Annotated in this window: 11 protein-coding genes; 2 read left to right on the plus strand and 9 right to left on the minus strand. The window is 71.4% G+C overall.

What is annotated here, in order from left to right; translation table 11 throughout:
- Positions 1-13 precede the first annotated feature (13 nt).
- From ACIRQH_RS26030 to ACIRQH_RS26045, 4 genes are all read right to left on the minus strand, one after another.
- Complete coding sequence (locus tag ACIRQH_RS26030; RefSeq protein ID WP_404227077.1) at positions 14-532, minus strand: SH3 domain-containing protein; 519 nt, start codon at positions 530-532, stop codon at positions 14-16.
- Positions 533-603: 71 nt separating this feature from the next.
- Positions 604-1,887 (minus strand): ATP-binding protein, encoded by a 1,284-nt coding sequence (locus tag ACIRQH_RS26035; RefSeq protein ID WP_388866652.1) that lies wholly within the window; start codon positions 1,885-1,887, stop codon positions 604-606.
- Entirely contained in the window at positions 1,884-2,684 is an 801-nt protein-coding gene (locus ACIRQH_RS26040) for a hypothetical protein (protein WP_388929725.1), read from the minus strand. The genes ACIRQH_RS26035 and ACIRQH_RS26040 overlap by 4 nt, the downstream gene beginning before the upstream one ends.
- Before the next feature lie 314 nt (positions 2,685-2,998).
- Positions 2,999-3,505, minus strand: coding sequence for a dual specificity protein phosphatase family protein (locus ACIRQH_RS26045; RefSeq protein WP_358815742.1), 507 nt, complete (start codon positions 3,503-3,505; stop codon positions 2,999-3,001).
- 98 nt (positions 3,506-3,603) lie between these two features.
- Between ACIRQH_RS26045 and ACIRQH_RS26050 the strand changes: the two genes are divergently transcribed.
- Positions 3,604-4,407 carry a nuclease-related domain-containing protein gene (locus ACIRQH_RS26050; RefSeq protein ID WP_404227078.1) on the plus strand — a complete coding sequence of 268 codons (804 nt, stop codon included), beginning with the start codon at positions 3,604-3,606 and terminating at the stop codon, positions 4,405-4,407.
- 40 nt (positions 4,408-4,447) lie between these two features.
- Here the strand turns inward: ACIRQH_RS26050 and ligD are convergent, their stop codons facing one another.
- Positions 4,448-5,329, minus strand: coding sequence for a non-homologous end-joining DNA ligase (gene ligD / locus ACIRQH_RS26055; RefSeq protein ID WP_358815744.1), 882 nt, complete (start codon positions 5,327-5,329; stop codon positions 4,448-4,450).
- Between the two features lie 53 nt (positions 5,330-5,382).
- Between ligD and ACIRQH_RS26060 the strand changes: the two genes are divergently transcribed.
- On the plus strand, positions 5,383-6,513 hold the full coding sequence (locus ACIRQH_RS26060) for a Ku protein (protein WP_404227079.1): 1,131 nt from the start codon (positions 5,383-5,385) through the stop codon (positions 6,511-6,513).
- Between the two features lie 226 nt (positions 6,514-6,739).
- Here the strand turns inward: ACIRQH_RS26060 and ACIRQH_RS26065 are convergent, their stop codons facing one another.
- From ACIRQH_RS26065 to ACIRQH_RS26080, 4 genes are all read right to left on the minus strand, one after another.
- Positions 6,740-8,503, minus strand: coding sequence for a beta-ketoacyl-[acyl-carrier-protein] synthase family protein (locus ACIRQH_RS26065; RefSeq protein WP_358815746.1), 1,764 nt, complete (start codon positions 8,501-8,503; stop codon positions 6,740-6,742).
- Between the two features lie 455 nt (positions 8,504-8,958).
- The gene (locus tag ACIRQH_RS26070) at positions 8,959-9,780 is read right to left on the minus strand and encodes a transferase (RefSeq protein WP_404227080.1); all 822 of its coding nucleotides are present in this window, start codon (positions 9,778-9,780) and stop codon (positions 8,959-8,961) included.
- Positions 9,777-11,063: a glycosyltransferase family 4 protein gene (locus ACIRQH_RS26075; RefSeq protein ID WP_404227081.1), complete on the minus strand. Its 1,287-nt coding sequence runs from the start codon at positions 11,061-11,063 to the stop codon at positions 9,777-9,779. Before ACIRQH_RS26075 ends, ACIRQH_RS26070 begins: the two co-directional genes overlap by 4 nt.
- A 480-nt stretch (positions 11,064-11,543) precedes the next feature.
- Positions 11,544-12,167, minus strand: a complete 624-nt coding sequence (locus ACIRQH_RS26080; RefSeq protein WP_388866630.1) for a hypothetical protein — start codon at positions 12,165-12,167, stop codon at positions 11,544-11,546.
- Positions 12,168-12,371: the final 204 nt, after the last annotated feature.

Consider the following 12,371-nt stretch of genomic DNA (forward strand, 5'->3'; position numbering starts at 1 on the left):
GGATGCCGGGCCGTCAGCACCAGCGAGGTGCCGGACCGATGTTGTCGATGTAGCGGGCGGGGCCCCAGGCCCAGGTGCCGTCGGTGAGGAGGTACCAGAGCGGGTTGCCGTCGACCCTCTGACCCGGGGTCTTGCAGAAGATCGAGACGATCTCGCCCTGCCGTGCGACCCGGATCAGCTGACTGCCGCGGTTGGGCGCGCTGCGCAGAGCGAGGCCGCCGCGCGCGGTGATCCTGCCCTTGTACCGGCGCGGGTTGTCCTGGCGGCCGTCCCCGCGTCCGTTGCCGGTCTCGCGGCCGTCGCCGCCGCTGCCGTTGTTCCACTCGCGGCCGTCGCCATTGCCATTGCCATTGCCATTGCCGCCGCCGTCACCGCCGCCGTTGTTGTTCCACTCTTGGTTGCTGTTGCTGTTGCTGTTGCTCGCGAAACCCCCATCCCCGTCGGCGAGGGCGGGGCCGGCCGCCGTGAGCGCGACCATGCTGCCGGCGGCGAGAGCTATGGCGATTCGGGTGTGCGTGGACCGCAGGGACATGGGGGGCTCCTCCAGAAAGGGGGCGAAGCTGACTATTCGCCACATTAGGAGGGGTGGCCGGAGACCGCAGGTCACACTCCGCCATCGGGGACGCCGGGCTCTCCCTGCCCGTCCTGAGGGAGTGTCAGCGTCGCCAGCGCGCCGCCGTCCGGCGCGTTCGCGAACTCCAGACGCGCGCCCAGGACCTCCGCCTGGCCGAGCGCGATGGTCAGCCCGAGACCGTGCCCCGTCGCGCCGCCCTCGGTGCGGAAACGCTGCGGCCCGTCCTCCACGAGGTAGTCCGGATAGCCCTCCCCGTGGTCCCGGACGGTGACGACCGGCCCGTCGACCGTCAGCACCACCGGCCCTGCGCCGTGCTTGTGCGCGTTCGCCACCAGATTCCCGAGCACCCGCTCCAGCCGCCGCCGATCCGTCTCCACCCGCGCCGCGCGCACCACGAGCACCTCCGTGTCCGTCCCCGACGCCCGCACCACCCGCTCGGCCAACGGAACCAACGGCTCCGAGTCCAGCTCCAGACGCTCCCTGCGAGCGTCGAGCCGCGAGATCTCCAGCAGGTCCTCCGTGAGGGTGCGCAGCGTCGCCACCCGGTCGAGCACCAGCTCCGTCGGCCGCCCGGGCGGCAGCAGCTCGGCCGCCGCGTGCAGCCCGGTCAGCGGCGTCCGCAGCTCGTGCGCCACGTCCGCGGTGAACCGCTGCTCGCTCAGCAGCTTGCGCTGCAACGACGACGCCATCGTGTCGAGCGCGCCGGCCACCGCCGCCACCTCGTCCTGCGCCCGCCGCGGATTCTGCGCCCGCGGGTCGTCGACCCGCGCGTCCAGGTCGCCCGCGCTGATCCGCCGCGCCACCCGAGCGGTCGCGTGCAGCCGCCGTGTCACCCGCGTCACCGCGAACGCGCCGACCAGCAGCGTCGCACCGATCGCCAGGGCCGACGACCACACGATCGCCCGGTCCAGGGCGTCGATGGTGTGCGCGCCCTGCGCGTAGTCGTACTGCACGGCCAGCGCCCGGCCCCCGTCGGCCGGCCCGGCGGCCCACATCGTCGGATGGGTGTCGTGCTCGCCGACCATCGAGCCGCGCCTGCCCGTCACCGCCAGTTCGCGCAACCGCGCGGGCAGCCCGGGCGGGTCGACGGCCGCGCCCGGCGGCAGCCGGTCGCCCGCCTCGTAGGCCGCCGTGACGTCCGTCAGCCGGTCGAGCGCGCGGTTGCGCGCCTCACCGACGGTCTGGTCGGTCACCGAGACGTGCACGAGGACGCCGAGCAGGGCGGCGAGCCCGCAGCACATCACCGCGATGAACGCGGCCGCCTTCCAGGTCAGCGTGGCGGTCCAGTCCGGCAGCCGCAGCCGGGGGCTCATGAACCGCTCGCAGGGGGAGTGGCGGCCGGCGACGCCGCGGGGGAGTGCGAGGGGGTGGGGACGAGGGCCGGCGGCGTCGTGCGGGAGCCGCGCGGAGTCCCGGGTCCGACCCGCAGGATCTCGTCGCGGGTCGCGAGCATCGCGTTCTGGTGCGGATCCCAGGACCAGACCGTACGGAACTCGTAGCCGGGCAGCGTCGAGGGCGACCGGATGATCACGTCCCGGCCGGCCAGCTCCACGCTGACCACGCTGTCCGACGTACCCATGACCTCCACCAGCTTGTGGTGCAGAAACGTGTAGACACGGACCGCCAGCTGGTCCTTCGGGAAGCGGATGCCGAGCACCAGGTCGTCCTTGCCGTCCCCGGTCAGGTCGCGGTAGTACGCCTGGAGGATCGGGCACTTCTTGCCCTGCGCCCCGCGCTCCCCGCAGTCCTTGAGCTGCTTCACCGTCTCCGCGTAGGGCGCGTGCGCTCCGGTGTAGTCGTCCGGATGGGCGGCCACCTCGGCCCGCACCACCGCGACCGGATCGACCTCGTGGATGTCGTCGCCGGGTGCGGTGACGCCCTTGACGGTCTCGGTGTCCGCCTCGCCGTAGTCGATCGCGGGCGTCGAGGCGGGCGCGAGCTGCGGCCACAGCCTGCTCGGGCCCACGGCGGTCGGGGTCGCTCCCGCGCCGCGCAGGTCGCCGGAGTCCCCGCAGGCCGTCAGGGCGACCGCCAGCACGGCGGTGACGGCGGCTCCGAGAGCGGCGCGCGCCGGCCCGCGGGCCGTGCGCGCGGGGCGGCTGTGGATCACTGCGCTCCTGCGTCCGGGCCGACCGTCGGGGGGCGCGGGCGCGCCGCTACCGCACGTGGTCGACGAAGAGAATGCTGTCGCCGGGGCGGCGGCCGTCCTCGACGGGCCCGCCACGGACGTCCGGGCGCGACCCGGGACGGCCGGTCGCCCTGCACACCTTATTCATACGGAAGTCCTTTTTGTTCACCCGGGCCCGCCCGCAAGACCTCCCGCCCCGCCGCCGGGCAGCCCTCCGCGACCGCACCGCCGCCGGGCAGGTCCCCGGAACCGCCCCGCCGCTCGACCCGCGCGGAACGCCGGCCCCGTGAGCTCTTCTACTCCGCGAGTTCTTCGAGGAGCCGCGCCGTGGCGAGCCCGGCCCGCAGGTACTCCACGAACAACTGGTTGTGCAGCGCCCACGGCGAGCGCCGGGCCCTGATCAGCCGGATCGCGTCGTCGGCGGAGTGTCCGGCGAGGACCAGCGCGTGCGCGACGACCAGACCCGACCGGTTGTACCCGTGATAACAGCGGACCAGCACCCGCCGCCCGTCCTCCAGCGCGTCGTCCGCCGCCCGCGCCAGCCGCATGACCCCGGTGAGCTGCGTCCCGTCCAGAGGCCCGTCCGGTATCGCCCACACATGGTGCTCGACGCCCGGGTCGGGCCCGTGCCCCGGCAGCCGCAGCAGCGTCAGGACCAGGTCGAACTCGTCCCGTACGACCACGGCCTCGGCCGGTCCGGCCCGTCCCGCGAACTGGTGCCCGCCCATCCACAGGCCCGGCACGATCTCGCTCCACGGGCTGTCCGGAGCCGGAACATCCGGATGCTTTCTGCGACCCCGCAACGGCGCCTCCCGCTCAACTCCCCCAACTCCCCTCAAAGGTAACCGGGTTCTTGCCCCTGGAGCACCCCGCCTGTTCCCATGGACGGGGGTGATGGTGCATGAACGGACTGCGCGTCGTACCGGCCCGGCGCCACGGACAGGAGCGCCTGTACGTGTGCGGGACCGACGGAAGGAACATCGCCTGGTACGACCGTGAGGCGGCCCGGGTCAACCTGCTCAGCGAGGACCGCCGCGACGACGTCCTGCACGCACTGGGCCCCTTCCTGGCCGGCCCCGTGACGGTCGGCCCGCCACCCGTCCCGACCCCGGCCGAACTGGCCGGACTCACCCTCCACCCGGACGACGACCTCGCGCCGAACCGGCCCGGAGAGGCCCTGGTGATCGACCTCGACCGCGACCCGGGTCCTGCGCACCGGCTGCGCCCCGACCCGCGCCGCCGGGCGCTGGCCGCGGAACAGGCCGTCGGCGCGGCCCTGGACGCCCTGGAGGGCGGCGGCTGGCACACCCTGCACTCGCTTCCCCTGCCGGGCGGCGACCGCGTCCACCACCTGGTCGTCGGCCCGGCGGGACTCTTCTGCGTCCGGGCCCTGTACGCCCGCAGGCAGCGCGTCCTGGTCGCCGACCCGATGGTCACCGTCGGCCGCCGCGAACCGCAGCCGCTGCTCCGCCGGGTCCGCGCGGACGCCGACCGCGCCTCCCACGCCCTGACCGCCCAGGTCCACGCCGTCCTCGCGGTGGTCGAGGCGACGCGGCTCGACGTCCTGGCCCCACCGCGGCAGATCCGCGTCCTGCGAGACACCGACCTGGCCGGTCTCGCCCGGCTCGGCGGCGTCCTCAAACCGGCTGACGTGGAGGCCCTGCACGCGATGGCCCGGGACCGTCACACCTGGCTGCGGGTGTGAGAAAGGCGGGGCGCCAGCGCCGCCCCTCTGGGACCGCCGCTCAGGGCAGCGGGCGCGCGTGCTCCGGGTCGAGCAGCGGTGCCATCAGGTCGCCGAGCTCCGCCACGCGCTCCGTGACGTCCGGCGCCTGGAACGTCAGGACCGCCGGCCTCCGGCACTCCTCGACCTCGTCCCAGGTCACGGGTGCCGACACCGTCGGCTCGGCACGGGCCCGCAGCGTGTAGGGCGTGGCCGTCGTCTTCCGGCCCGCGTTCTGGCTCCAGTCGACGAACACCTTGCCGGGCCGCAGGCTCTTCGTCATCCGGTGCACGACCAGGCGTGGCAGCGCCTTCTCCGCCTCCACGGCCAGATCCTTCGCGTAGTCGCTGACCTCGTCGGACGGCGTCGGCGCGACGGCGGCCAGCAGGTGCAGCCCCTTCGACCCGGACGACTTGGCGTACGCCTCGAACCCGTCCGCGGCCAGCCGCTCACGCAGCCACAGCGCGACCTCGCAGCACTCCACGACCGTCGCCGGTGCCCCCGGGTCGAGGTCGAACACGATCCGGTCGGCGACCCCCGGTGTGCCGATCGTCCACTGCGGCGTGTGGAACTCCGTCACGAGGTTCGCCGCCCACATCAACGAGGCCAGGTCCTGGAGGAGGACCATCCGCGCGGGCCCCTCGGTGCGCGGTACCTCGGCCGTCCCGACCCAGCCGGGCGTACCGGGAGGAACGTTCTTGGTGAAGAACACCTGCCCGTCGGGTCCGTCGGGATAGCGCAGGAAGGAGACGGGGCGGTCGCGCAGGTGGGGCAGCAGCGCGTCCGCCACCGTGGCGTAGTAGTGCAGCACCTCGCCCTTGGTGAACCCGGTGGCCGGATACAGGACCTTCTCCAGGTTGCTCAGCGCGAGCCGTCGCCCCTCCACCTCCGTGATCGGCGTCATACGATGAGAATCCCACGAAAGCGGTACAAAAACGGCTCACGGTGATCGGAAGGGTGCTGCACGTGCGATCCATATGGAACGGCGCGATCTCCTTCGGCCTGGTCAGCATCCCCGTCAAGCTCATGAACGCCACGGAGAACCACGCGGTCTCCTTCCGTCAGATCCACCTCGACGACGGCGGCCGCATCCGCTACCGCAAGGTCTGCGAGCTGGAGGACACCGAGGTCGAGAGCGCCGAGATCGGGAAGGCCTACGAGGAGGCCGACGGCACCCTGATCCCGATCACGGACGAGGACCTCGCCTCGCTGCCCCTCCCGACCGCCCGGACCATCGAGATCGTGGCCTTCGTGCCGGAAGACCGGATCGACCCGCTCCAGATGGACACGGCGTACTACCTCGCGGTGAACGGCGCCCCGGCGGCCAAGCCGTACGTCCTGCTCCGCGAGGCACTCAAGCGCAGCCAGAAGGTGGCCGTGGCGAAGTTCGCGCTGCGCGGTCGCGAGCGGCTCGGCATGCTGCGCGTCGTCGACGACGTGATCGCCATGCACGGCCTGCTCTGGCCGGACGAGATCCGCGCCACCGACGACGTCGCGTCGGACGACGGCGTCACCATCCGCGACAAGGAACTCGACCTGGCCGACGCTCTGATGGACACGCTCGGCGAGGTCGACCTCGACAGCCTGCACGACGACTACCGCGAGGCCGTCGAGGAACTCATCACCGCCAAGGCCGAGGGCCACGAGGCTCCGGCGGCCCCCGCGGAGAAGAGCGGCGGCAAGGTGCTCGACCTGATGGCCGCCCTGGAGAAGAGCGTGAGCGCCGCCAAGCAGTCCAGGGGCGGGGACGCCGGGGAGGGCGCCGGGGGCGAGGACGCCGAGGTCCACCCCCTGCCGGCCGGCAGGGCGGCGACCCGCAGGTCGGCCCGTACGGCACCCAAGGAGGTCGGCGGCAAGAAGTCGACGTCCACGGCGAAGAAGACGTCCGCCAAGAAGACCGCGGCGAAGAAGACCCCGGCCCGGAAGGCGACCACCAAGACGGCGGCCAAGTCCTCCGCGGGTTCGGCCAAGTCCTCCGGAGGCACCGCCGCCTCCCGGACGGGGGTCAAGAAGACCGCCGCCAAGAAGACCGCAGCGAAGAAGGCGACGGCGAAGAAGACGACGGCGAGGAAACGGGCGTCGGCGTAAGGCTCCGCGCGGACATCGGGTTCCGGGGCCTGGTCGGGGGTGTCCGTCCGGCCCGGGCGGGACCTTGGAGCAGGCGATGTACCACGGCTGTTCGGCTGGGATGTGCACGGTGGGATGTGCACGTCCGTTGGCGCCGGTGAGCGGAGCAGCCCGCCGACGGCCGTTCTCGCCGATGAGGGGCGTCCGCGCGCGAGCGGGTCCTCGCGCGCGGAGCCCCTGTCGCCCCTCAGGCCGTGCGGCGCAGCGCCAGGACCGCGTTGTGGCCGCCGAAGCCGAACGAGTTGCTGAGCGCGAGGTCGCCCCGCGCGGGCAGGGACCGCGGGGACCCGGTCACCACGTCCAGCCCGATGGCTTCGTCCTGCTCCTCGCACCCGATGGTCGGCGGGATGAGCCCGTGGTGGAGCGTGAGAACGGTGGCGACCGCCTCCACCCCGCCCGCCGCGCCCTGCAGATGCCCGAGGTGCCCCTTGAGCGCGGTCACCGGTACGTCGCCGCCCAGCACGGCCCGCACCGCGCCCGCCTCGGCGAGGTCGCCCTCGGTGGTGGCGGTGGCGTGCGCGTTGACGTGCACGACGTCGACGGCGTGGCCGCCCGCGTCCCGCACCGCGCGCCGCAGCGCGAGCGCGACCCCGCCGCCGGACGGGTCCGGCGCGGCCATGTGGTGGGCGTCGGCGGACAGCCCCCAGCCGGCGGCCTCGCAGTAGATCCGCGCGCCCCGGGCCCGCGCGTGCTCCTCGGACTCCAGGAGCAGGAAGCCCGCGCCCTCCCCGTTCACGAAGCCGTCGCGGTCCCTGGCGAACGGCCGGGACGGACTGACGGACCCCAGCTCGTGGGTGGACAGCGCCCGCATCGAGGCGAACGAGGCCATGATCGCCGGTGTGATCACGGCTTCCGCACCGCCGGCGAGCGCCACGTCGACCCGCCCGTACCGGATGCGGTCGATGGCCTGTCCGATGGCCTCCGTGCCCGACGCGCACGCGCTCGTCACCGTGCGGGCCTCGCCGGTGATCCGCAGCGCCAGCGAAACCTGGGACGCGGGCTGCGACGGCACGGTCATCGGCGTGGTGAGCGGGGACACCGCACGCGGCCCCTTGTCCCGCAGCTTGCGGTCGCCGCCGACGAGCACGGAGGCGTCCCCGAGGATGGCGCCGACGCTGACGCCGACCCGCTCGGGATCGAGGCCGCTCTCGACGGTCCCCGCCTCGTCGAAGCCGCCGTCGCGCCACGCCTCGCGCGCGGCGAGCACCGCGAACTGCGCGGCCCGGTTCATCCGTCGCGCCTGGGGCCTCGGCAGCAGTTCGGCGGGATCGACGGGCACGCGGCCCGCGATCCGTACCGGCAGGCCGTCGAACTCCTCGTCCGCCAACTCCGTTATCCCGCACCGCCCGTCGATCAGTCCCTGCCACAGTTCGCCGACGCCGACGCCGAGCGGGGTCACCGCACCCACCCCGGTGACGACGACCCGCCGGGGCACGACACCGCCGGCGACGCTACGACGCGGACGCGGGAAGTGCCGTACGACGTGACCGCTCTCGACGGCCCGCCCGACCTCCTCGCGCAGCCCGGTGTCGGAGACGGGCTCCTCGCCCCGGTCCTCCAGGTCCCGGTGCCAGCGGCCCCAGCGCCGGGTGTACGACACCTCGACGGCGTCGGGGTCGACGACGCGCAGCGAGCTGACCCGGTCACCGTCGCGGAACTCCACCCCGTCGAGGTCGGCCGAGGCGATCTCGGGAATGCCGGCGACGTCCATCCGCCGACAGGCCACGGTCACTTGGTGCCCCCGGTCGAAGACCCGGTCGTGGTCTCTTCCCCCGAGCGGGGGCCGCAGGGTCACCCGGATCGTGTGCGGCGTCTCGGGAAGCGTGTGCATCACCACGTACCACTCGTCCCGCGTCGCATCGCTCTCGGACAGGGCGAGAAGGTCACCCGGAACGAGCTCGGCGACAGAGACGGCGTGAGGCTGCACGGGCACGTCGGAAGAATTGCGCATGGGTTCGCCTGCCTTCGCTGTGGGGGGTGGGAGAAATCCCGCCACAACAGTCGGCGATAAGTCCGAATTTGCCTAGACGTACCCCCCGTATTTGTGCGAAAGCTCACGAAAGCGCACGCTTAATTGCATGCTCGCAAGAATTGATCCCGACGCACCTTCATTGGCAAATTAATTCCGAACCAACGCGACGGAACCCCAGGTGAGTGACCTTGTGACGGCTCGCGCGGCGCGATGATCCCTGGTCCTGTCAAGCGGATTCACATATGTCGAACGCATATGCGTGACGTGACGTGGGACTCATCGATAAAGGCGCCGAAATCGGCCCGGCAGTGCCGGAGTGCGGAATGCGGAGTGTCGCATCGAGGAGGGGCAGTGAGACGAGTCACGGCATCGAGCGTTGCCATCAATGCGGGCATCATCAACACGGACATCAATGCGGGCATCCAGCGCGGGCATCAGGCGGCCCGGATCCGCGCCACCTCCACGGACAGGTCGTTGTCCATGGTGTAGTACGGCCTGACCTCGCTGCCGTCGACATCGATGGACGGGTAGACGAAGACCTCCTTGCGGTCGGCGACATCGTCGAGAAGGCGGCCGACCCGGACAGCAGGCGCGGAGGCGTCCGGCCGGACGTGCACGTCCCAGACGCCGTCACCGGACACGGGCCCGGCCAACTCGTCGCAGCCGACGGTGAAGGAGAAGCCGAGCCCGTCGTCCTCGACCCGCGGTTCGACCTTCCGGACCGTGTCGGTCCCGCGCACCCGCATTCGTACGACGGCACCGGCGCCGAAGGACGCTCCGTGCAGCCGGCCCGTGACATCGATCGCCCCGTCGTCGCTGACCACGATCCGGTCGGCCTCGGCGTGCGCGGCCCGCAGCCACGTACGGACCGACAGATAGCCGGACTTGGTCACGTACGGCACCCGCACCTGGACGGGTGAGGACCGGTCCCGGGCACCACCGTCGACCAGCACCCGAAGGTCTCTCGGCCCCGGGCGCAGCCGCTGCCGCTCCCCGCCCGGCTCGTCGAGAAGATAGACGTCCCAACGCCCCTCATCGAGCGACGTCCCGTCCTCCAGGACACCCACGAGACGCCCGTCGCCGGAGGGCTCCAGATCGAGCACGTGCGGCGCCTTCTCGGGCCGCCCCTTCTTGGGCCGCGGCTGCAGGAGCAGTTGGGGACGGGCGGCCGAAGGCAGCCGCACACCGAAGGTGATCCGTCCGTCGGCATCCACCGTGCAACCGACACGAGGCTCCGGCTCGATCGACGTGGTCATAGCTCCACCTTCCGGCTCGCGTCGTCCTGGCTGCTCTTACTGCTTTTGCCCTTGTTCTTCCGGGCGTCACGGGCGTCGCGGAAGGCGAAGCGCTGCGCCACGAGGCTCTGGTAGAGCCCGTCACGGCGCGGCTGGGCGGGCCGTCCGTCCCGTTTGGCGGCCAGCACCTCGGTGAAGAACCGCTCGGCCTGCTCCACTACGGGCTCGGGGGCGAACCGACGGGAGTTCTCCCGGGCGGCCTGCCCCATACGCCGCCGTCTCTCGTCGTCGTTCACCAGCTCCAACAGGGCCCCGCCCAGGGCCTTCGGGTCCCCGACCGGAACCAGCCGGCCGTCGACGCCGTCGCGGATGATCTCGCCGGGGCCGTGCGGGCAGTCGGTGCTCACGACGGGCAGCCCGTTGCGCATCGCCTCGACGATCGTCATGCCGAAGGCCTCGAAACTGGAGGAGGCCGCACCGATCGACGCCTTCACCCATTCCCCTTCCATGTGGGGCACCGCCCCCATGAGGAACACGTTGTTGACGAGCCCCAGGTCGGTGATGATCTCCCGCAGCCGGGCGTGTTCCTCACCCTTGCCGTAGATACGCAGTTGCCAGTCGGGACGTTCAGCGACCACGTGGGCGAACGCCTGGACGAGCAGGTCGTACCGCTTGACCCTGACCAGCCGGCCGGCCGCCACGACCACCTTCGACCTCCCGTCGGCGGGCGGCAGTTCGGGGTCGGGGACGCTGTTGGGCAGAGCCTCGACCCGCACACCGGGCAACCGCATCTTGCGCGCGTAGGAGGCAGCGTCGGCGGAGGTGACGGTCGTGAGGGCGTCGAGCCGCCGATAGGCACTCCGAAGGACCGTGCGCAGCTCCGGGGAATGACTGTCGAGCGTGAGGTGCTCCTGCCCGACCCGAGCGACCCGCTCGGGCCCCTGGAGGGCGAGATGCACGTTGAGCCCGGGCCGCGTCCCCACGACCACATCGGCGTCGACCTTCTCCAGGAACGCCCCGATGCGCTGATCGGTCAACTCGCTGTACTGCTCGTACCGCCGCTCCGAGTCGGGATACACCCGCGCGGGCCGCAGATGCAGCGGATGCTCCTTCTCCTCCCGCAGATCGACCAGCCCACGCAACGAAACCCGGTGATCCAACACGAGGCTGGGACGCTCCCGCGTCCGCAAGACCGAAACAACCTCCACACTGTGCCGCCCCGCCAACGCAGCGGCCAGATTGAAGGTGGTACTGATCGTGCCCCCTATCCCATAGGCGTTATGGATCAAGAACGAGATCTTCATGCCGTACTAGACGAACGCAACCCCCAAAGGGTTGCCGTTCGATACCAATCCTTACCCATGCCACACCTCGGGCCGTGATGTTCCGGTTGGGGGGAGGGGATGAGGGGCGGGTGCCATGAGGGACCCTGCCGGGAGAACTCGCGCACGAGGCTCGGGGTCGGAATCGGCGTCGGCCCCGTTGCGTCGACCACGAGGGAACGGCGGTTGTCGGCCCGGAGCTCAGCCGGTTTTGACCGAGGTCCCTAGCGAGCGGCAGGAACGAGCGGGACTCGGCGAGTACTCGGATGAGGCAACGGGCCCCATGACACCGGGGACGGCCCGTCGCGGGGCCCGCACCGCACCTCGACCCCGCCGCGTTTCGTGGCGACGCTTCTCGGGACCAGCCTGCTGGGTGGTTGAGTGCGAATGATCAACGGGCGGGGCGCCCGCTCTTCGAATGGGGCGAGCACCCAGAGCGGGCCGCTGCGCAGGCGTCCAGAGTTACTGAGAGTTGTAGGCCTTGATGCTCACTGCCGGGCCGTTGGAGTTGCGGACTACCGCGGCGGACGCCTTGCCCGTCACCTGAATGACTGCGGTGCCGTGGGCCGGTACTCGCGTCAGACCACCGATCGCGGTGACCTCGATGGCTTGCTGGGTGACGCCCTTGGGCGGCTGGTCCCACAGAACGTAGGCGATCCTTACGGAAACGGGGATGCCGTCCGCGTTGGTCACCCTGACCGCAGAGAAGCGTGCGAACCTCTCGATCTCGCGCCCGTGGCTGTCGAGCGCCTGGGTGGTCACGCCGTGCATACCGGCGGGTATCGAAGCGATCGTGTTGCTCCGTACCGTCACCCGCACATCCGCCACGTCGTGTTCCCCCGGACCGGAGAACCGCAGGATGTCGAGGCTCGTGCCATATGGCACTACCAGTTCTCCCCGGTCGCTTCCGTACACCGTGCTCACCTTCACCTCCTGCAGCACGTGATGATGCTTGTCCAATGCCCTGAACGACAGGACCGGGACCACGGAGGCGGGGTAGTCGTTCGTCAGATTCAAGGTCTGATTCATGGTCTCGTCCACGCCGGAGTCGCCGACATAGTCGAACGACAACGCCTTGGGCGGCACGATGTTCCCATGGGTGACCCCGGACCTGCCTGCATCGTTCCCTGCGCCTGCAACCGGTCCACAAGCGGCCAGGAGCGCCCCACTCGCAACCACAGCCACACTTACGGCAGCCAGTCTTCGTCGGCCCACCTTCATGACAAGCCCCCCTCCCCGTTGTTCTATGTCGGCGGGACGCTATACGAAGGCCGTTCCCTGGCGTTCGGC

Source organism: Streptomyces sp. NPDC102279, from assembly GCF_044766365.1.
Lineage (GTDB): Bacteria > Actinomycetota > Actinomycetes > Streptomycetales > Streptomycetaceae > Streptomyces.